Annotated in this window: 15 protein-coding genes; 4 read left to right on the top strand and 11 right to left on the bottom strand. The window is 66.1% G+C overall.

Annotated features, from left to right (window positions below):
• Window positions 1-42 precede the first annotated feature (42 nt).
• The 4 genes from dnaE to ACNKW1_RS12840 all read right to left on the bottom strand — a co-directional run bounded on the left by dnaE (window position 43) and on the right by ACNKW1_RS12840 (window position 8,308).
• Window positions 43-3,567 (bottom strand): DNA polymerase III subunit alpha, encoded by a 3,525-nt coding sequence (gene dnaE, locus ACNKW1_RS12855; protein WP_418364989.1) that lies wholly within the window; start codon window positions 3,565-3,567, stop codon window positions 43-45.
• Window positions 3,568-3,676: 109 nt separating this feature from the next.
• Window positions 3,677-4,651 (bottom strand): quinone oxidoreductase family protein, encoded by a 975-nt coding sequence (locus tag ACNKW1_RS12850; protein ID WP_418364988.1) that lies wholly within the window; start codon window positions 4,649-4,651, stop codon window positions 3,677-3,679.
• A 59-nt stretch (window positions 4,652-4,710) separates the two neighbouring features.
• Window positions 4,711-5,925 (bottom strand): phospholipase A, encoded by a 1,215-nt coding sequence (locus tag ACNKW1_RS12845; RefSeq protein WP_418364987.1) that lies wholly within the window; start codon window positions 5,923-5,925, stop codon window positions 4,711-4,713.
• Between the two features lie 88 nt (window positions 5,926-6,013).
• On the bottom strand, window positions 6,014-8,308 hold the full coding sequence (locus ACNKW1_RS12840; RefSeq protein ID WP_418364986.1) for an NADP-dependent malic enzyme: 2,295 nt from the start codon (window positions 8,306-8,308) through the stop codon (window positions 6,014-6,016).
• A 363-nt stretch (window positions 8,309-8,671) separates the two neighbouring features.
• Between ACNKW1_RS12840 and ACNKW1_RS12835 the strand changes: the two genes are divergently transcribed.
• A complete protein-coding gene (locus ACNKW1_RS12835) occupies window positions 8,672-9,451 on the top strand; it encodes a ParA family protein (RefSeq protein ID WP_418364985.1) in 780 nt (259 codons plus the stop codon).
• 24 nt (window positions 9,452-9,475) lie between these two features.
• Here ACNKW1_RS12835 and ACNKW1_RS12830 read toward each other — a convergent pair whose 3' ends face one another.
• Together ACNKW1_RS12830 and ACNKW1_RS12825 are read right to left on the bottom strand one after the other, a co-directional pair.
• Entirely contained in the window at window positions 9,476-10,594 is a 1,119-nt protein-coding gene (locus tag ACNKW1_RS12830; protein WP_418364984.1) for an AI-2E family transporter, read from the bottom strand.
• Window positions 10,591-11,931: a hemolysin family protein gene (locus tag ACNKW1_RS12825; RefSeq protein WP_418364983.1), complete on the bottom strand. Its 1,341-nt coding sequence runs from the start codon at window positions 11,929-11,931 to the stop codon at window positions 10,591-10,593. Before ACNKW1_RS12825 ends, ACNKW1_RS12830 begins: the two co-directional genes overlap by 4 nt.
• A gap of 366 nt (window positions 11,932-12,297) precedes the next feature.
• Here ACNKW1_RS12825 and ACNKW1_RS12820 point away from each other — a divergent pair, with 366 nt between their 5' ends.
• Window positions 12,298-13,275 (top strand): TerC family protein, encoded by a 978-nt coding sequence (locus ACNKW1_RS12820; RefSeq protein WP_418364982.1) that lies wholly within the window; start codon window positions 12,298-12,300, stop codon window positions 13,273-13,275.
• A 112-nt stretch (window positions 13,276-13,387) separates the two neighbouring features.
• Complete coding sequence (locus ACNKW1_RS12815) at window positions 13,388-14,218, top strand: ion transporter (RefSeq protein WP_418364981.1); 831 nt, start codon at window positions 13,388-13,390, stop codon at window positions 14,216-14,218.
• Here the strand turns inward: ACNKW1_RS12815 and ACNKW1_RS12810 are convergent.
• The 3 genes from ACNKW1_RS12810 to alaS form a co-directional block, all read right to left on the bottom strand.
• A complete protein-coding gene (locus tag ACNKW1_RS12810; protein WP_418364980.1) occupies window positions 14,187-14,531 on the bottom strand; it encodes an SMR family transporter in 345 nt (114 codons plus the stop codon). The genes ACNKW1_RS12815 and ACNKW1_RS12810 overlap by 32 nt on opposite strands.
• Before the next feature lie 37 nt (window positions 14,532-14,568).
• Window positions 14,569-14,973: an FKBP-type peptidyl-prolyl cis-trans isomerase gene (locus ACNKW1_RS12805; RefSeq protein WP_418364979.1), complete on the bottom strand. Its 405-nt coding sequence runs from the start codon at window positions 14,971-14,973 to the stop codon at window positions 14,569-14,571.
• Between the two features lie 136 nt (window positions 14,974-15,109).
• The gene (gene alaS, locus ACNKW1_RS12800; RefSeq protein ID WP_418364978.1) at window positions 15,110-17,731 is read right to left on the bottom strand and encodes an alanine--tRNA ligase; all 2,622 of its coding nucleotides are present in this window, start codon (window positions 17,729-17,731) and stop codon (window positions 15,110-15,112) included.
• Between the two features lie 154 nt (window positions 17,732-17,885).
• Between alaS and ACNKW1_RS12795 the strand changes: the two genes are divergently transcribed.
• On the top strand, window positions 17,886-18,437 hold the full coding sequence (locus tag ACNKW1_RS12795) for a cob(I)yrinic acid a,c-diamide adenosyltransferase (protein WP_418364977.1): 552 nt from the start codon (window positions 17,886-17,888) through the stop codon (window positions 18,435-18,437).
• A gap of 50 nt (window positions 18,438-18,487) precedes the next feature.
• On the opposite strand, the gene dinB is transcribed toward ACNKW1_RS12795, so the two are convergent.
• Together dinB and aroG are read right to left on the bottom strand one after the other, a co-directional pair.
• Window positions 18,488-19,564 carry a DNA polymerase IV gene (gene dinB / locus ACNKW1_RS12790; protein WP_418364976.1) on the bottom strand — a complete coding sequence of 359 codons (1,077 nt, stop codon included), beginning with the start codon at window positions 19,562-19,564 and terminating at the stop codon, window positions 18,488-18,490.
• 115 nt (window positions 19,565-19,679) lie between these two features.
• Window positions 19,680-20,762 carry a 3-deoxy-7-phosphoheptulonate synthase AroG gene (gene aroG, locus ACNKW1_RS12785; RefSeq protein WP_418364975.1) on the bottom strand — a complete coding sequence of 361 codons (1,083 nt, stop codon included), beginning with the start codon at window positions 20,760-20,762 and terminating at the stop codon, window positions 19,680-19,682.
• Window positions 20,763-20,882: the final 120 nt, after the last annotated feature.

The following is a 20,882-nucleotide window of genomic DNA, read 5'->3' as shown; positions in this document are numbered from 1 at the left end:
CGCAGCGCGGCGGCCCGGTATCTGCCGCCCCGGTCCCGCGCCTTACTGGTAGATCACCTCGACGGCCTCCGGCGCCAACCAGTCGCGCAGGCTTTCCAGCAGCGCGTCTTCCAGCCGCACCCGCCACTCGTCGCCGAGCGGCAGTTCGGCCTCGGCGGCCTGGTTGCGGTAGCTCACCCGGATCGGGCAACCGCCTTCGCGGAAAGGCTCGAGCAGGGTCTGCAGCTTGCCGGCCGCAGCCACCGGGCCACCGCTTGCGCCCACCTCGCCGTTGATGCGCAGGGCCAACGCACGCGCAAAGCGGCTGCGCGCCTCGCCGAGCGTCAGGATGCGGTCGGCGATGATGCGCAGCCCGCCGGAGAAGTCGTCGTTGCTGACCTTGGCCTCGACCACGACCACTTCGTCGGTGACGATCTTGCCGCGGCTGGCATCGAGCACCTCGGAATACACCGTGACTTCGCGCGGCTCGGTACCGTCATCGATCTGCACGAAGGCCATCTTGCCGCGGCTGCCGACCTTGGTGCGCTGTTCCATGACCACGCCGGCGAGCATGGTGATGTCGCGCGAGGGTTCGAGCTGAGCCAGCGTGCGGCGCACGAAGCGCCGTACCTCGGGCTTGAAGGCGTTGAAGGGATGTCCGGAAAGGAAAAAGCCGATCGCGAGCTTTTCTTCCTTGAGCCGCTCGCGTTCGCTCCACGGGCGAATCTTCGCGAACGCGGGCGCCGCGCCGGCAGCTTCCGGCATCAGGTCGAAGAGCCCGCCCTGCATCGCGTTGGCCGCCGCCTGCTCGGCCGCCTCCATCGCCAGGGCCACGGTCGCCATCAGCTGCGCGCGGTCCAGGCCGGCGTGGCCGGAGAGCGTATCCATCGCACCGGCGCGGATCAGCGCCTCGATGACGCGGCGGTTCACCATGCGGCGGTCCACCCGCTCGCAGAAGTCGAACAGGTCACCGAAAACGCCACCCTTCTGACGTGCGGCGAGGATCGCGCGCACCGCCGGCTCGCCGACGCCCTTCACCGCGCCCAGACCGTAGCGGATGGTCTTGCGATCGACCGGCACGAAGCGATAGTCGGAGGTATTCACATCCGGCGGCAGCACCTTGATGCCGTTGGCGAGCGTGTCCTCGTAGAAGATCTTGACCGTATCCGTGTTGTCCAGATCGGACGACATCGTCGCCGCCATGAAGGCCGCGCAGTGGTGCGCCTTCAGCCAGGCAGTGTGGTAGGTAACGACTGCGTAGGCCGCAGTGTGCGACTTGTTGAAGCCGTACTCCGCGAACTTGGTCATCAGGTCGAAGAGCTGCTCGGCGAGCGCCGGATCGTAGCCCTTCTGCTTCGCGCCCTCGGCGATGGTGGCGCGGTGCTTGGCCATCTCGTCGGCCTTCTTCTTGCCCATCGCGCGGCGCAGCATGTCGGCGCCACCGAGCGTGTAGCCGCCGATGATCTGGCTGATCTGCATCACCTGTTCCTGGTACACGATCACGCCGTAGGTCGGCTCCAGGCAGGCCTTGAGGTCGGGGTGGAAGTAGTCGATCTCCTGCTGGCCCTTCTTGCGCAGGATGAAGTCGTCCACCATGCCCGAGCCGAGCGGGCCGGGACGGTAGAGCGCGAGCACCGCGATGATGTCCTCGAAGCGGTCGGGCGCGAGCTTCTTCAGCAGCTTCTTCATGCCGTCCGATTCGACCTGAAAGATCGCCGTGGTGTTGGCGTCCTTCAGGATCTGGTAGGCGGCAGGATCCTCGAAGCCCAGGCTCATCAGGTCGGGCCGGCTGCCCTCCAGGCGCGCCACGTATTCCAGCGCGAGCTCGATGATGGTGAGGTTACGCAGCCCCAGGAAGTCGAACTTCACCAGGCCTACGGCCTCGACGTCGTCCTTGTCGAACTGCGACACCGGGGTGGCATCGTCGCCGTCGGCGATGTAGAGCGGGCAGAAGTCGGTGAGCTTGCCGGGCGCGATCAGCACGCCGCCGGCGTGCATGCCGACGTTGCGCGATAGCCCTTCCAGCGGCTGCGCCAGGCTCCACAGGTCGCGCACCGACTCGCCGTCGTTGCCGTCGGCCATCATCTCGCCGATCTGCGGCTCCATCTCGTAGGCTTTATTCAGCGAGACGGGCTTGGCACCCTCGATCGGGATCAGCTTCGACAGTCGGTCGCACAGGCCGTAGGGCAGGTCGAGCACACGGCCGACGTCACGCACCACCGCCTTCGAGGCCATGGTGCCGAAGGTGGCGATCTGGCTCACCGCATCCTTGCCGTAGCGCTCGCGCACGTACTCGATGACGCGGTAGCGGTTGTCCTGGCAGAAGTCGATGTCGAAGTCGGGCATCGACACCCGCTCGGGGTTCAGGAAGCGCTCGAACAGCAGCGCGTACTCGAGCGGGTCGATGTCGGTGATCTTGAGCGAATACGCCACCAGCGAGCCTGCGCCCGAACCGCGCCCCGGGCCGACCGGCACGCCGTTGTTCTTGCCCCACTGGATGAAGTCGGCCACGATCAGAAAGTAGCCGGGGAAGCCCATCTGGATGATGGTGTCGGTCTCGAACTTGAGCCGCTGCTCGTAGCGCGGGCGCTGCTGCTCGCGCTCCTCGGGGTGCGGGTAGAGCTGGACGAGGCGCTCCTCCAGCCCCTTCTTCGCCTCCGCGACCAGGAAGTCATCGAGCGTCATGCCCTCGGGGGTCGGGAACAGCGGCAGGAAGTTCTTGCCCAGTTGCACCGTCAACGAGCAGCGGCGGGCGATCTCGACCGCGTTCTCGAGCGCCTCGGGCAGGTCGGCGAAGAGTTCGCACATCTCGGCCTGGCTCTTGAGGTACTGCTCCTCGGTGAAGTCGCGCGGGCGGCGTTTGTCGGCCAGCACGTAGCCCTGCGCGATGCACACCCGCGCCTCGTGGGCCTTGAAGTCGTCGCGCTTGAGGAACTGCACCGGGTGTGTGGCCACCACCGGCAGGCCGAGCTGGCCAGCGAGCTCCACCGCGTGGCGGATGTAACCCTCGGTACCGGCGTGGCCGGCGCGCTGGATCTCGATGTAGAAGGCATCCGGGAACAGTCGCGCCCAGTCGGCGGCGAGCTGCTCGGCAAGCGCGAGGTTGCCGGCGGCGATCGCCGCGCCGATGTCGCCGCTCATCGCGCCCGACAGGCACAGCAGCTCGCTGGCGGCGCCGCCCTCGAACCACTCGCGGCGCATCTCGGCGCGGCCGCGGTGCTTGTTCTCGAGGTAGGCGCGCGTGAGCAGCTCGCACAGCTGACCATAGCCCGCGCGGCTTCTGCAGATCAGCAGCACGCGGTGCGGCTTGTCGCGCTCGGCCTCGTTCTGGATCCAGGCATCCACGCCGATGATGGGCTTGATGCCCTTGCCACGCGCGCCTTTGTAGAACTTGACCATGCCGAACAGATTGGCCAGATCCGACATGCCGAGCGCCGGCATGCCGTCTTCGACGGCGGCGGCGATCGCCTGGTCGAGCTGGACGATGCCGTCGGTGATCGAGTATTCGGAGTGGACTCGGAGGTGTACGAAGCGCGGTGCGCTCGGCGCCAGGCTCGATTCGGCCGGAGGGTGGGCTGCAGGATTCATGGCGCAAATTTTACCCGAGGCGGGCGCAAGGACCGGCGCCCGATGCCGACTCCGTTACACCTTTTGCGCCCGCTCCGGTGGGCAGCGCCCGCCGCCCACCGGAGCGGCTTCAGGGCAGGAGGATCGTAGAGCCCGTGGTCTTGCGTGCTTCGAGGTCGCGGTGCGCCTGCGCAGCATCAGGCAGCCCATAGCGTTGGTTGATCTCGACCCGGAGCCTACCGCTGCCCACCACCTCAAAGAGTGCGGCGCTACGCTCGCACAGCTCATCACGGGTGGCGATATAGTCGAACAGCCCTGGCCGAGTCACGAAAATCGACCCGGACTTCTGCAGCAAGGCGCAGTCGAAGGGCGCGACCGGGCCAGTGGCATTGCCATAGCTCACCATCGTTCCGCGCCGACGCAGGCTGGCGATCGAGTGCAGGAAGGTGTCACGCCCGACCGAGTCGTACACCACCGCCACCCCCTCGCCCGCGGTGATCTCACGTACACGGCCGACGAAGTCCTCGCGGCTGTACACGATGACGTGGTCGCAACCCAGCGCCCGCGCACGCACGGCCTTCTCCTCGTTGCCCACCGTGCCGATCACGGTGGCACCGAGCAGCTTGGCCCACTGCACCAGGATCGAACCCACACCGCCGGCCGCGGCATGGACCAGGATAGTTTCGCCCGCCTTCACCGGGTAAGTGGCATGCAGCAGATAGTGGGCGGTGATCCCCTGCAGCATCATCGCCGCACCCTGCTCGAAGGAGATGTTCTCGGGCAGGCGAACCAGATGGCGGGCCTCGATGTTGCGCGCCTCGGCATAGGCGCCGAGCGGCCCGCTAGTGTAGGCGACGCGGTCGCCCGGTGCGAACGCGTCCACGCCCTCGCCCACCGCCTCGACCACGCCGGCAGCCTCCAGACCGATGCCGGAAGGCAGTGGCAGCGGATAGAGCCCGCTGCGATGATAGGTGTCTATGAAATTCAGCCCGACCGCATGGTGGCGCAGACGCACCTCGCCCGCGGCGGGCGGCGGCAGATCGACCGCCTCCCACTGCAACACTTCTGGGCCGCCGGTGCGGTGAAAGCGGATGGCATGGGTCATCGGATTCTCCTTCTCTGTCCTGTGCGCCGCAGGCGCCCTGCGGCAGGCCTTGGGGGCAGTCAGCGTACCAGCGAAACGCCGACCCTGAACTGCGTTTCCTTGTTCTCGTCGTACTCGAGCAGGGTCTCACCATATCCCTTGTACGCCTGCACGTGCACGAAGGCCCCCACCCCCGAGAACACGCTGCGCCGGATCGGATAGGAGAGGTCGTACTGCGCCCCCATCTTGCCGGCCGTGCCACGACGCAGCAGCGTAGAGAACATCAACCCGTCGTCGCGCCCTAGGCGCAGACCGAGTTCGCCATAGCCGCGGTAGCGCGCAATGTCCGGGTTGTCCTCGCGATCCAGGTAGGTCCAGAGCTTGGGGGCGATGCCAAGATAGGTTCCTTTTTCGTCGAGCCGCATGCGCGCATCGGCGCGAAGGAACAAGGTATCGATGCTGCGCGAGGGTCTGTCCTCCCGGCCATTCGACTCGTGCTCGTAACCCCCGTAGAGCGCAAGCGAACCGCGACGGTCGGGATCGTCCAGCGCCAAGCGGTAGAACAACGACGGACGAAAGCTCGAATCGCGGAACGGCTTGGATTCGGACTCCAGATCCCACAGCGAAGTCTGGGTAAAGCCGAAATAGAGGCCGCGTGCCACCGGAATCTTCTCTGCCACCGCCCCGTGGGCGTCAAAAATCCGGTATCTGAAACTGAACTGGAAGCGGGCAGATGTCGGATCCTTGCCACCGACGAGGAAGTACATCGGTTCATGGAAACCGATGGCCGAAGGCTCGACGGGCGCCGCATCCGGCGCCACTGCTACTACAGGAGCGAGCGGGTCGAGGCCCTTCTCCGCCTGCTCCGCGGCTGGCTCCACGCGCTGCGTGTCCGCCCTGGCGTCAACGAGCAGGCGTGCAGAGGAATGCTCATCGAGCACGACACGGACCACGCCCGTCACCTCCATCGGCCAGCGCACGAAATAGCGCCGCTGGGTGACCCCCGCCTCGACCGGCCCGATCGCAACCAGTTGCAAGGCGATCCGCGGCCCCGCACCGGGAAGTTGGATGGTGGCGGGCAGACGTTGCGGCCAGTGGCTCGCATCCTCGCCGGCCCCGCCCACCACCACGAGCTCGAAGTTCTGTCCGGGCACCGCCTGGAGGTCGGCAGCGGCGAGCAGCCAGTCCGCGGCGGCTGCGGGCAGCGCACACAGGAGCAGCGCGAGCGCGCACCCCGGGAGGCGCAGGAAGCGAGCGGATCGAGAGCCGTTCATCATCGGAAAAGGAGAAAGCACGGAAGGTCAGAAAATAAAGCGGGGCAGCCCCAAACAGGACTGCCCCAACGATGAAGGAGATCCACGGAGCCCATGCGCCCCGTGCGCATCAACCCTGACTGGCGCGCGTTTCCTTGGCGTCGACCACCGCCAGCGCGGTGATGTTCACCAGCCGGCGGACGGTCGCCGACGGCGTGAGGATATGCACCGCCTTCGCCGCGCCGAGCAGCATCGGTCCAACCGAGACACCGTCTCCATTGGCCACCTTCATCAGGTTGAAGGAGATATTCGCCGCATCGAGGTTCGGCATCACCAGCAGGTTGGCTTGCCCCTGCAGGTGCGAGTCCGGGTACAGCGCGTCGCGGATCTCCTGCGACAGCGCGGCATCGCCGTGCATCTCGCCGTCCACGTTCAGCTCCGGCGAAGTCTCGTGCAGGATCTCGCAGGCACGACGCATCTTGCGCGCCGAGGCGGAGGTGGAACTGCCGAAGCTCGAGTGCGACAGCAGCGCCACGCTCGGCTCGATGCCGAAGCGCTGCAGTTCCGCGGCCGCCATGCGGGCGATCTCGGCGATCTCCTCGGCGCTCGGCGATTCGTTCACATAGGTGTCGGCGATCGCGAGCATGCGCTTGGGCAGCAGCAGCAGGTTCATGGCAGCGAAGAGCTTGGCATCCGGCGCCAGGCCGATGACGTTGCGCACCTGCTCGAGGTGGTAGTCGTAGGTGCCGAAAGTGCCGCACACGAGCGCATCCGCATCGCCGCGGCGCAGCAGCATGGCGCCGATCAGCGTGGTGTCGCGGCGGATCTTGGCCTTCGCCACTTCGGGGGTCACGCCGTCACGGCTCATCAGGCGGTGGTATTCGGTCCACAACTCGCGGTAGCGCGGATCGGACTCCGGGTTGACCACCTCGAAGTCGCGCCCGGGCTGCAGGATCAGGCCGAGCTTCTTGATGCGCATCTCGATCACCTCGGGGCGGCCGATCAGGATCGGCTTGGCAATCCCCTCGTCCAGCACCACGCGCACCGCATGCAGCACGCGCTCGTCCTCGCCCTCGGCGTAGATCACGCGCTTCTGCTCGGCCGGCACCTCCTTGGCTGCGGCGAACACCGGCTTCATGACGATGCCGGACTGATAGACGAAGGCGTTCAGGCTCGACACGTAGGCATCGAAGTCCTCGATCGGTTTGGTCGCAACCCCCGAATCCATCGCGGCCTTCGCCACCGCAGGCGCGATCTTGACGATCAGGCGCGGATCGAAGGGCTTCGGAATGATGTACTCGGCGCCGAAGCTCAGCTCCTGTCCGCCGTAGGCGCTCGCCACGATGTCGCTGGCCTCGGCTTCGGCCAGCTCGGCGATCGCCTTCACGCAGGCCAGCTTCATCTCCTCGTTGATCGTGGTGGCGCCCACGTCCAGCGCACCGCGGAAGATGAAGGGGAAGCACAACACGTTATTAACCTGATTCGGGAAGTCCGAACGGCCGGTCGCGATGATGCAGTCCGGGCGCACGGCCTTGGCGTCGGCCGGCAGGATCTCGGGATTGGGGTTGGCGAGCGCGAAGATCAGCGGCTTGTCAGCCATCTTCGCCACCATCTCGGGCTTGAGCACCCCAGCGGTGGAGAGCCCCAGGAAGACGTCGGCGCCGGCGATCACGTCGCCCAGCGTGCGTGCGTCGGTCTTCTGCGCATAGCGCGCCTTGGTCGGCTCCATGTTGGCTTCGCGGCCTTCCCAGATGACACCCTTGGAGTCGCAGACGTAGATGTTCTCGCGGCGCAGGCCCACGCTGACCATCATGTCGAGGCATGCGATCGCCGCAGCGCCGGCCCCGGAGCACACCAGCTTGACTTCTGCAATGTCCTTCTCCACCACCTTGAGGCCGTTGACGAGGCCGGCGGCGGAGATGATGGCGGTACCGTGCTGGTCGTCGTGGAAGACCGGAATCTTCATGCGCTCACGCAGCTTCTTCTCGATGTAGAAGCATTCCGGCGCCTTGATATCCTCAAGGTTGATGCCGCCCAGCGTGGGCTCGAGCGAAGCGATGATCTCGATCAGCTTGTCGGGGTCGTTCTCGGCGAGCTCGATGTCGAAGACGTCGATATTGGCGAACTTCTTGAACAGGCAGCCCTTGCCTTCCATCACCGGCTTGGCAGCGAGCGGGCCGATGTTGCCCAGCCCCAGCACGGCGGTGCCGTTGGTCACGACGGCGACGAGGTTACCGCGGCTGGTCAGCTCGAAGGCTTCGGCGGGGTCGGCGACGATCGCGTCGCAGGCCGCGGCGACGCCGGGCGAATAGGCGAGCGCAAGGTCACGCTGGTTGGTGAGGCCCTTGGTGGGCACGACCGAAATCTTGCCGCGGGTGGGAGAGCGGTGATAGTCGAGCGCTGCGGCGATGAAATCCTGATCCATGATCTACCCTCTTCAGCAGTGAGGTGTGTTTTGTGGCGGTATGGTGGCGCGGCGCTGGTCGGCGACGACCAGCGCGGCACGTGCCGGCCGGGCAGCTCGGACACGCATGCATCGTTCGGGATGTTCGCAAGGCTTGCTTGTTGTTGTTCGCATCCGGGGGGTCTTGAAACCCCGAGCGCGGGAACGGCCTCGATTGACGTCGCGAAAGTTTACCGCAGCGGCACCCCCTTGGGCAGGGCTCATGTGCACTGCCGCATATCGGCGAGGCATTTTCCGCGCCCCCCGAGCGCCCCATGTTTTGGCAGAATGCGGGCTGCGGTTGCGGCGCCAGGCCGAAACCGCAGCCATAACGGGGAGAAACGCATGCGTCGAGTGGTGTTCAATCAGAAGGGCGGGGTCGGCAAATCCACGATCACCTGCAACCTGGCGGCAATCAGCGCCCAGCAGGGCAAGCGCACCCTCGTCGTCGATCTCGACCCGCAAGGCAACTCCACGCAGTATCTGCTCGGCGCCAGCGGCGAGGATCTGCAAGCGACGCTCGCCGACTTCTTCGACCAGACGCTGAACTTCAAGCTCAACCCGCGCGACACCGAAGAATTCATCGTCGCCAGCCCGTTCGAGCACCTGCACGTGATGCCCTCGCACCCCCAGCTCGAGGAACTGCAAGGCAAGCTCGAATCGCGCTACAAGATCTACAAGCTGCGCGATGCCCTGGAAGAACTAGCGCAAGATTTCGACTGCGTGTACATCGACACCCCGCCGGCGCTGAACTTCTTCACGCGCTCGGCGCTGATCGCGGCCGATGCCTGCCTGATCCCCTTCGATTGCGACGAATTCTCGCGCAGGGCGTTGTATTCGCTGCTCGAGAACGTGCAGGAGATCCGCTCCGACCACAACCGCAAGCTCGAGATCGAGGGCATCGTGGTCAACCAGTTCCAGCCCCGCGCAAGCCTGCCGCAGAAGGTGGTGCAGGAGTTGATCGACGAAGGCCTGCCGGTGCTGCAGCCCTACCTGTCGGCTTCGGTGAAGATCAAGGAATCGCACGAACAGGCCAAGCCGATGATCCACCTCGACCCGAAGCACAAGCTCGCACAGGAATTCGTCGCCCTGCACGACACGCTGGTACGCAAGTACGGCGCCTGAGCCGGCGCCCGGGCGGGCCATCGCTCAGCGCGGCGCCTGCTCCCCGCCCGTGTCCTCGACCGCGGGCGGCTGCACGCCGGTCAGCTGCCCGAACTCCGACTCCTCAATCCACTCGCGCCACACCGCCATCAGCACCGCGAGCACGACCGGGCCGAGGAACAGCCCGACCAGCCCGAACGCTGCCAGTCCGCCGAGCACCCCGAACATCACGAGCAGGAAGGGAATGCGCGTCGCGCTGCTGATCACCAGCGGGCGGATGAGGTTGTCCACCCAGCTCACCACCAGCGCACCCCACAGCAGCAGGCCCACACCCTCGACCGTGTTCCCGGTCACCAGCAGCCAGATGCCGATCGAGCCCCACGCGAAGGGCGTGCCGAAGGGCACCATCGCGATCACCGCGGTCACCGCGCCGAGCAGCACCGGCGCCGCCACGCCCGCCCACCAGTACCCCAGGCCCGCAACGAAACCCTGGCCGATCGCGGTCACGATCAGCCCCCAGACCACGGCCTTGGTCATGCCGCCGACCGCGCCCAGGTAGGAATCGACACGCTCGCCGAGGAAATGGCGCAGCACCCCATGCACCTGGGACAGCACGCGGTCGCCATCGCGATACAGGAAGAACACCGTGATGAGCGCGAAGCCCAGCTTGGCTGCGTTGCGACCGACGTCGCCGATCAGCGCCACGACCTGATCGCTGCCGCGCCGCACCCAGTCGGTCAGTTGCGCCTTGAGTGCTTCGGGGTCGTGGGTGAGCTCGTCGAGCAGGCCCTGCAGCGCATCCCCCACCCACGGCAGGGTGCGAACGAACTCCGGCAGAACCAGCGCACCCTGCTTGATCTGTGCCGTCATCGCAGCGATCGCCAGCGCCAGCTCGCTCTGCAGCAGCATGCCGATCCACAGCGCCGGCAGCACGAAGGCAGTGCTCAGCAGCAGCGTCATCAGCAGCGCGCTCGAGGTCGGATAGCGCGGCATGGCCGCACGCAGGCGCCGATAGGCCGGCCAGGTCGCGAAGGCGATGATTACCGCCCACGCCACTGGAACGATGAACATGTGCAGCACCGCATAGCTCAGCAGCAACAGGCCGCCGAGCACGAACGCGAGGATGACGCGGCGAGCGACTTTTTCGGCGACCTGGTCGATCATGCCGCCTCGCCCCCCTCGAGCGGCGACGCTGCGTTCGCCTGCTCTTCGGGTGCCGCCGGCAGCGCGGTCGCCAGCACCTTGTCGATGCGCTTGCCGTCGAGGTCGACCACCTCGAAGCGCCAGTTCTCCCAGGTAGCGATGTCGCCCGTGTTGGGCACGCGCCCGAGCAACCACATGACCATGCCCGACAGTGTGTGGTAGCGCCCCTTCTCCTCTTCCGGCACCGTCCGGATGCCGAGCCGGTCCTTCAGTTCGACGATCGGGATCAGCCCCTCGAGCAGCCAGGAACCATCCTCACGCTGCACCGCCCAGGCCTCTTCCTCGTTGCCCTGCGGCAGGAACTCACCGGTCACCGACTCGATCACGTCGTGCAGCGTGACCATGCCCTGGATCTCGCCGTACTCGTCGATGACGAACACCGAATAGGTGCCCGAAGCACGAAACTGATCGAGGAGTTCCATGCCGGTGAGCGATTCGGGCACGTAGACGGCAGGCAGCAGGTCGCGCATCAGGTCGATCGGTCGGCCGCACAGCGACTGGTTGAAGAGTTGCTTGGTGCTGGCGATGCCCAGGATGTCATCGAGACCGCCGCGGCACACGGGGAAGCTCGAGAAGGACACCGCCGCGACCAGTTCGAGGTTTTCCGCAAGCGGACGCTCAACGTCGAGGGCGACGATGTCGGCGCGCGGCACCATCAGCGATCCGATCTGCCGGTCGTCGAGGCGGAACACGTTGCGTACCATGTCGTGCTCGCTCTTCTCGATCACGCCCGCCTCTGAGCCTTCGACCAGCATGGCGTGAATCTCCTCTTCGGTGACACTCGGGCCGCCGCTTTCGCGCTGCCCCATCAGGCGCAGCATCAACGCGGTCGAGCCGGAAAGCAGCCAGACGAAAGGTCGCGAAGCCGCCGACAGAAGGCTCATCGGCCGCGCTACCAGGCGGGCGATGCCCTCCGGGTTGAGTTGCCCGATACGCTTGGGCACCAACTCGCCGACCACGATCGAGACGTAGGTGATCACCACCACGACCAGCACGGTCGAGCCGATCTCGCTCACCCGCTGTTCCATGCCCGCCCCCTGCAACCAGTCGGCGAGCGGGCCGGCGAGCGCTGCTTCACCGACGATACCATTGAGAATACCGATCGATGTGATACCGATCTGGATCGTCGACAGGAATCGGGTTGGATCCTCACCGAGCTTGATTGCCACCGCAGCCGAGCCGTCACCGTCCTCCGCCAGGCGTGCCAGCCGTGCCCGGCGCGCAGTTACCAGCGCGATCTCGGACATGGCGAAGACGCCGTTGAGGACGATGAGCGCAACGAGGAAGACGATTTCCATGAGTTCTGGTCGATTGAAATGAGGGCGCAGAGTGCCTGTGGGGAAATGGGAACGGCGCCGGACGCCGGCGATCATGCCCGAGCCCCGGGCAGGTGTCGACCAGGCGGCCCCGCGAGCGTTCGCAAACCCCCTTGACTTTGCCGTGGTGCACCAGACACACTCGCGCCCCATCAAGGGGAGTAGCTTTTTCGCCTCGGCATCGTCATCACGGCAGACCGGTCGCAAGATCGTCTCCCGGTGCCGAGGGCAACGATCGAATCCGTTGCAAGCAAGACCTTGCCCTAGGGCAAGGTCCGTGCATCACAGCGCGCAAGGGTCTGTGTCCTTCGGGAGCAGGCCCTTTTCGTTCTTTGTGCGGAGTGCGCGGTGGAATCGATCGGAACGTGGTGGTTGTGGGCGGCCTTTGCCGCCATTGTGGTGACGATGCTGCTTGTCGACCTGTTCGCCTTCGGCGGCGGCAAGCAGCACCGCGTGTCGCTGAAGGAGGCGGCAGGCTGGTCGATCGCCTGGGTGACGGTGGCAATGCTGTTCGCCGCCGGGCTGTGGTGGCACCTCGACGGCAGCGCCGGGCGTGCGTTCGCCAACGAACAGACGCTCGCTTTCGTCACCGGCTATCTGGTCGAGAAATCGCTCGCGGTCGACAACGTCTTCGTATGGATGATGATCTTCAGCTTCTTCGCGGTGCCGCTCGAACTGCAGCGCCGCGTGCTGCTATACGGCATCGTCGGCGCGATCGTGCTGCGCACCATCATGATCTTCGCCGGAAGCTGGTTGATCAGCGAGTTCCACTGGGTCCTTTACATCTTCGGTGCCTTCCTGATCGCCACCGGCATCAAGATGGCCTGGTTCTCCGAGCACGACCCGGATCTGAACAAGAACCCCTTCATTCGCTGGATCCGAAACCACTACCCGATCACAGAGAAGCTGGAGGGCGAGCACTTCTTCGTGATGCGCGACGGCATGCGCAAGATGACGCCGCTCTTCCTCGCCCTGGTGCTGGTCGAGATCTCCGACGTGATCTTCGCGGTCGACAGCATCCCTGCGATCTTCGCGATCACCACCGACCCCTTCATCGTGCTGACCTCGAACCTGTTCGCCATCCTCGGCCTGCGCGCAATGTACTTTCTGCTCGCCGACCTCGGCGACCGCTTCGAGCTGCTCAAGTACGGCCTGGCCGCGATCCTGGTCTTCATCGGCACCAAGATGCTGATCGTCGACTGGTTCAAGATCCCGGTACTGGTGTCGCTGTCGGTCGTGGCCACCATCCTCGCCTGCTCGATGTTCGCCAGCTTGTGGTACACGGCCCGCAAGGCGAAATCAGCGCCCCTCGCACGCACGCGCTGACACGCCCCGGCAGCCGGGGCAGGACGGAGGCTGGCAAGCAGCCGTTCCCCGCCTGCGAGGCTCCGCAATTCCATCCTACTCTCCCCCTCAAACCACACACCCGGGACTTGAAATGACCGCAAGCCTCCAACGCCTTGTCGAATCCTCCGCCTTCCAGCGCTTCATCATCGCGGTGATCGTCGTCAACGCGATCACACTCGGACTCGAAACCTCGTCCTCCGCCATGCAGAAGGCGGGCGGTCTGCTGCTCGCGCTCGACCGTACGGCGCTGGCGATCTTCGTCGTCGAGCTCGCACTCAAGCTCTTTGTCTACCGTCTGCGCTTCTTCCGCAGTGGCTGGAACGTGTTCGACTTCACCATCGTCGCAGTCACGCTCGCCCCTACCGGAGAAGGCCTCCAGGTGCTGCGCTCGCTGCGCATCCTGCGCGCGCTGCGCCTGGTGTCGGTGGTGCCCTCGATGCGCAAGGTGGTCAATGCACTGCTCAAGGCCATCCCCGGCATGGGCTCTGTGCTCACGCTGCTGCTGCTGGTGTTCTATGTCGCCGCCGTGATGACCACCAAGCTCTTCGGCGCAGGCTTCCCCGAGTGGTTCGGCAGCCTCGGCGAGTCCTTCTACACCCTGTTCCAGGTCATGACCCTGGAGTCGTGGTCGATGGGCATCGCCCGTCCGGTGATGGAGACCTACCCCTACGCGTGGATCTTCTTCGTCCTCTTCATCCTGCTCACCACCTTCGCAGTGCTCAACCTCTTCATCGCCATCGTGGTGGACGCGATGAGCGCGGCCGAACATGCCGAGCAGGAACAGACACGCGAGTTGGTGAGCGTGGACCACGACGCGGTGCTCGCCGAACTGCGCGCGATCCGCGCCGAGCTGGCTGCGCTGCGGCAAGCCCGTGACACAGCGTCCGAGCTCAGTGCGGCATCGATTTCGAGAACAGATTGATCACCACCACGCCGGCGATGATCAGCCCGATTCCGATCATCGCCGGCGGGTCGAGCGCCTGACCGAACACCCGCCAGCCGATCAACGAGATCAGTACGATGCCCAGCCCGCTCCAGATCGCGTACGCCAGCCCCACCGGGACCGTGCGCAGCGTCAGCGACAGGAACCAGAATGCGCCAAGATAGCACGCCGCCATCCCAAGCGTCGGCCACAGGCGGGTGAATTGCGCCGACTTCTGCAACAGCGTGGTGCCGATCACCTCGAGCACGATCGCGGTGAAGAGGGCGGCATAAGCCGAAAGCGCCGGGGTCATGAGACGAAGCCCCCCGCTCGTGCCTGCGTCGCGCGACTCAGCGCTTGACCTCGAGCAGTTCGATGACGAAGTTGAGCGTGGCCTCCGGCGGGATCTTCCCCTCCACGCCGCGGCTGCCATAGGCGGTTTCGGGCGGGCACACGATGCGCACAGCGCCACCCGGCTTCATCTGCTGCAGCACTTCCTTCCAGCATGGGATCAGCGCTTCGAGCGGCAGCTCGGCCGGGCGGCCACGGCTGTAGGAGCTGTCGAACTCCTTGCCGTCGGCGAGCGTGCCCTGGTAGTGCACGCGCACCACGTCCGCCAGCGTCGGCGGCGAGCCGCTCTCCCCCACGCGGTAGGTCTCGACGGTGACGCCCGAGGGCAGGGTCACTGATTGTGGTCCTGCGGCGAGGGCGCCAGGCAGATGGAGAAAGGCCACTACGAACAGGAGTCGGGACACGGGGACCTCCGGATGATTGGACGGGCTCGGCAGCCGAGGAACACGCCGGACCAGCGGCGCACACGCGCAAGTCGGCGCCCTAGACGTCTACCGCAGGCAGTGATCGCACTGCCCGCGGGTATTGGCGAGGCTTCGCTTACAGCTTCCCGGCCACCCAGTCCTTCACCCCCGCCAGCGCCGCCGGCAGGTTCTCCGGCTGGGTGCCACCGGCCTGGGCCATGTCGGGGCGGCCGCCGCCCTTGCCGCCGACCTGCTGCGCGACGAAATTGACCAGCTCGCCGGCCTTGACCTTGCCGGTCTGGTCGGCGGTAACGCCGGCGATCAGGCTGACCTTGCCCTCGCCCACGCTCGCCAGCACGATCGCAGCCGACTTGAGCTTGTCCTTGAGCTTGTCCATGGTGTCGCGCAGGGTGGGCACGTCGGCGCCCTCGAGCACGGCGGCGAGCACCTTGAGGCCACCCACTTCGACCGCCTGGCTCACCAGCTCGTCACCCTGGCTGGCGGCGAGCTTGCCCTTGAGGCGCGCAAGCTCCTTCTCGAGCGCGCGCACGTTGTCGAGGATGCCGGCGACACGCTCGGCGACCTCGTCGGGCTGCACCTTGAGCAGCGCCGACATGCCCTGCACGCGACGCTCCTGCTCCTGGGCGTAGCGCAGCGCGTTCTCGCCGGTAATCGCTTCGACGCGGCGGATGCCGGCGGCGACACCGCCCTCGGCGACGATCTTGAACAGGCCGATGTCTCCGGTGCGCGTGACATGGGTGCCGCCGCACAGCTCCTTGGAGGTGCCGATCGACAGCACGCGCACCTCGTCGGCGTACTTCTCGCCGAACAGCATCATCGCGCCGGACTTCTGTGCCGCTTCCAGCGCCATGACCTCGGCCTGCGTCGCACTGTTGGCGAGGACCTCGCGGTTGACGATCTCCTCGACCTCGCGGATTTCCTCGGCGCTCATCGGCGCGGTGTGGGCGAAGTCGAAGCGGGTCTTGTCCGGATCGACCAGCGAGCCCTTCTGCTGCACGTGGGCGCCGAGCACCTCGCGCAAGGCCTTGTGCATGATGTGGGTGACCGAGTGATTGCGCGCAGTGGCGGCACGGGCAGCGACGTCCACCCGGGCGGCCACGCCCTGCCCCACCGAAAGCCTGCCGGTACGCACCACGCCATGATGGCCGAACACCGCGGCCTGGATCTTCTGGGTGTCCTCCACCCCGAAGATGCCCGCGGCGCCACGCAACTCGCCGCGGTCGCCGACCTGGCCGCCGGACTCGGCGTAGAACGGCGTGTGGTCGAGCACGACCACACCCATCTCGCCCTCCAGCAGCTCATTGACCGGCGCGCCGTCCTTGTACAGGGCGAGGATGTTGCCCTTCTCCTCGAGTGCGGAGTAGCCGTGGAAGGTGGTCTCGGGGCCGTCGTACTCCAGATTGGCGGCCATCTTGAACTTGCCGGCGGCACGCGCCTGCTCCTTCTGACGCGCCATCGCAGCATCGAAGGCGGCGGCGTCCACGGTCACATCGCGCTCGCGGCAGATGTCGGCGGTGAGGTCGAGCGGGAAGCCGTAGGTGTCGTGGAGCTTGAAGGCGGTGTCGCCGTCGAAGACCTTGTTACCCGCCTTCTCCATCGCGGCGAGCTCGGCCTCGACGATCGCCATGCCGTTCTCGATGGTGGCGAAGAAGCGCTCCTCTTCCTGGCGCAGCACGTCCATGATGCGGCGCTCGCCATCCTTGAGTTCGGGATAGGCGCTGCCCATCTCGGCGACCAGGTCGGGCACCATCTTGTGGAAGAAGGCGGCGCGCGCGCCGAGCTTGTAGCCGTGGCGGATGGCGCGGCGGATGATGCGGCGCAATACGTAGCCGCGGCCTTCGTTGCCCGGGATCACGCCGTCGGCGATCAGGAAGGAACAGGCGCGGATGTGGTCGGCGAGTACCTTCAGCGAGGGCGAGTCCATGTCGGCGGCCGAGGTTTCACGCGCCGCGGCCTTGATCAGCGCCTGGAAGAGGTCGATCTCGTAGTTGGCATGCACGTGCTGCAGCACCGCCGAAATGCGCTCGAGGCCCATGCCGGTATCGACGGAGGGCTTGGGCAGCGGATGCATCACACCCAGCTCGTCGCGGTTGAACTGCATGAACACGTTGTTCCAGATCTCGATGTAGCGGTCGCCGTCTTCCTCGGGCGATCCCGGGGGGCCGCCCCAGATGTGCTCACCGTGGTCGTAGAAGATCTCGGTGCACGGGCCGCAGGGGCCGGTGTCGCCCATCATCCAGAAGTTGTCCGAGGCGTAGCGCGCGCCCTTGTTGTCGCCGATGCGGATCACCCGCTCCGCCGGTACGCCGACTTCCTTGGTCCAGATGTCGTAGGCCTCGTCATCCTCGGCGTACACCGTGACCCAGAGCTTGTCCTTGGGCAGCTTGAAGACCTCGGTGAGCAGTTCCCAGGCGTACGAAATCGCGTCGCGCTTGAAGTAGTCGCCGAAGCTGAAGTTGCCCAGCATCTCGAAGAAGGTGTGATGGCGCGCGGTGTAGCCGACGTTCTCGAGGTCGTTGTGCTTGCCGCCGGCGCGCACGCACTTCTGCGAGGTGGTGGCGCGGGTGTAGGCGCGCTTGTCGAAGCCGAGGAACACGTCCTTGAACTGGTTCATGCCGGCGTTGGTGAACAGCAGCGTCGGGTCCTCGTGCGGCACGAGCGAGCTGGAGGCCACGATCTGGTGGCCCTTGGATTCGAAAAACTTGAGGAAGGCGTCGCGGATTTCGGCGGATTTCATGGAAGTTTGCGTGTTTTCTGGACGGGATGCCCTGGCTGCAGGCGAATGCGCAAGTTTATCATGAGCTTAAGCGCACCAATTGCCGCCCCGCGGAGCGCCAGCCTTCGCCTATAATTGACGCGAACGTCAACCAACAACGGGACACGAGCACACCATGGGTAACCGCCTCTCCAAGATCTACACCCGCACCGGCGACGCCGGCACCACTGGCCTGGGCGACGGCAAGCGCGTCTCCAAGAACAGCCTGCGCATCCACGCGCTGGGCGAGGTCGACGAGACGAACGCCATCGTCGGCCTGCTGCTGTGCGAGGAGTTGCCCGAGGACGTGCGTGCCCTACTCACAGACGTGCAGCACGACCTGTTCGACCTCGGCGGCGAGGTGTGCATCCCGGGCATGAGCATGATCACCGACAAGCAGGTGACCCACCTGGAAGAAGAGCTCGACCGCTTCAACGAGGACCTCGAGCCGCTCAAGGACTTCATCCTGCCCGGCGGCACCCGTGCCGCGGCCTATGCCCACCACGCCCGCACGGTGTGCCGCCGCGCCGAGCGCGCACTGGTCGCGCTGGCGCTGGAAGAGGCCGTCAATGACGCTCCGCGCCAGTACCTCAACCGCCTTTCCGATCTACTTTTCGTGCTCGGCCGCGTGCTCAACCGTGCCGGCGGGCGCGGCGACGTGCTATGGCAGAAGCGCAAGAACGCCTGAGCAAACCCGATCCCGGCCGCGCGGCCACACCAGCCGGGAGGTCCGCGCGCTCAGGATTCGAACAGCGAACCCTGCAGCACATCGGTGCCTCCCTCGGCCCGCTCGCCGAAGCGCACCCCCACGCCCAGCAGCCGGACGGGCATCGCACCCCGCGCATGCGCCTCGTCGAGCAGCCGCAGCCATGTGGTCTCGTCCGGGGCACTGCTCACGCACTCGGCCGTGGTACGGCTGAAATCCGCAAAACGCACCTTCACGAAAGCCTTGTGTACCGGCGGTCGGTCGCGCGCGCGCTCGAAGCGGCGGCTGAAATCGGCGAGCAGTTCCAGCAGCGCGGCACGGCAGGCGGGCAGATCGCGCAGGTCGGGCGTGTAGGTCGTCTCCACTGACAGCGACTTGCGCGCGCGATCGGGCTGCACCGGGCGCTCATCGATACCGCGGCACAGCCGGTACAGGCTGGCGCCGAAGCTGCCGAACGCATGGGTCAGGTCGGCTGCGCTCCAGGCGCGCAGATCGCCGCAGGTGCGCACGCCGAGCCCATTGAGCTTAGCCGCCGTAACCTTGCCGACGCCGAAGATCTTCTTCACCGGCAGCGCGGCTACGAAGGCGTCGACGTCCTGGGGACGCACGACGAACTGTCCGTCGGGCTTGTTCCAGTCGCTCGCCACCTTGGCGATGAACTTGTTGGGCGCAATGCCGGCCGAGGCGGTGATGCCCACCTCGTCGCGGATGCGTTCGCGAATTTCCTGGGCCATCAGCGAGGCCGAGCCGTGGCAGCGGTCCACGCCGGTGACATCCAGATAAGCCTCGTCGAGCGACAAGGGCTCGACCAGTGGCGTGTAGTCTCGATAGATGGCGAGGATTCGGCGCGAGGCCTCCCGGTAGCGATCGAAATCGGGCGGTAGCAGGATCAGCTGCGGGCACAGCTTCAAGGCCCGTGCCGTGGGCATCGCCGAATGCACGCCGAAGGCACGCGCCTCGTAGTTGCAGGTGGCGATCACGCCGCGCGTCTCCGCACGCCCGCCCACCGCGAGCGGCCTGCCGCGCAGGGCCGGGTCGTCGCGCATCTCGACCGAGGCGTAGAAGCAGTCGCAGTCGCAATGGATGATCTTGCGCGTGGGTTCTCTCATGCGCGCAGCCGTACGGGGAAAGGCGGGCCGGAGATCGAGCGCGGCACCGGCCGCCGTAAGTTGAAAGGGCCTGCACGTGGCAGGCCCCAGTAGCGCTCGTCGGCGCTGCAGCCGGTCAGAACTCGGCGGCGCGCTTGATGCGACGCTGGCGCACGCCCTCGGCAAGCGTTTCGAGGACGTCGATGCTGTCTTCCCAGCCGATGCAGGCGTCGGTGATGCTCTTGCCGTACTCGAGCGCCTTGCCCGGCACCAGGTCCTGACGTCCCTCCTTGAGGTGCGACTCGACCATCACCCCCATGATGCGGTCCTCGCCCTCGGCAAGCTGTGCGGCAACGTTCTCCGCGACCTCGATCTGCAGGCGGTGCTGCTTGCGGCTGTTGCCATGCGAGAAGTCGACCATGACCTTGTTGCACACCCCCGCTTCGGCGAGCGCCTTGGAAGCCGTATCGACACTGGCCGCGTCGAAGTTGGGCTCCTTGCCGCCGCGCAGGATCGCGTGGCAATCCTCGTTGCCGCGCGTTGACACGATGGCCGAGTGACCGGCCTTGGTCACCGACAGGAAGTGGTGCGGCGCCTGTGCCGCCTTGATCGCGTCGGCCGCGATGCGCAGGTTGCCGTCGGTGCCGTTCTTGAACCCGACCGGGCACGACAGGCCCGATGCGAGTTCGCGGTGCACCTGGCTTTCGGTGGTGCGCGCACCGATCGCGCCCCAGGAGATCAGGTCGCCAATGTATTGCGGGGTGATCATGTCGAGGAACTCGGTGCCCGCCGGCAGGCCAAGCTCGTTGATCTCCCACAGCAGCTTGCGCGCCAACCGCACGCCGTCGTTGATGCGGAAGCTGTTATCGAGGCCGGGATCGTTGATCAGCCCTTTCCAGCCCACCGTGGTGCGCGGCTTCTCGAAGTAGACCCGCATGACGATGAGCAGATCGCCACTCAGCCGCTCGGCCTCCGCCTTGAGCTTGTTGGCGTACTCGATCGCCGCCTCCGGATCGTGGATCGAGCACGGCCCGATCACCACCAGCAGCCGGTCGTCCGCGCCGTAGAGGATGCGATGGATCGCCTGCCGCGCCTCGTACGCGACTTCCGCGGCCTTCGGGGTCGCGGGAAACTCGCGCAGCACATGCGCAGGCGGCACCAGCTCCTTGATCTCCTGGATACGGACGTCGTCGATATGCACCTTGATGGAGGCGGTCATGCTTGGCCTTTGCTCGAAACTTTGCGGGGAAGTCGATTTTAGCGGAAAGCGGGCGGGCACTGGGCAACGCGCCCCCTATCGGCATGATGCAATGAACCGATCGAAGTTTCGATCGTCTGT

Origin of the sequence: Thauera sp. WH-2, from assembly GCF_048321015.1 — a bacterium.
In the GTDB taxonomy this organism is placed as follows: domain Bacteria; phylum Pseudomonadota; class Gammaproteobacteria; order Burkholderiales; family Rhodocyclaceae; genus Thauera.
This window is presented reverse-complemented; position numbering and strand designations above follow the sequence as displayed.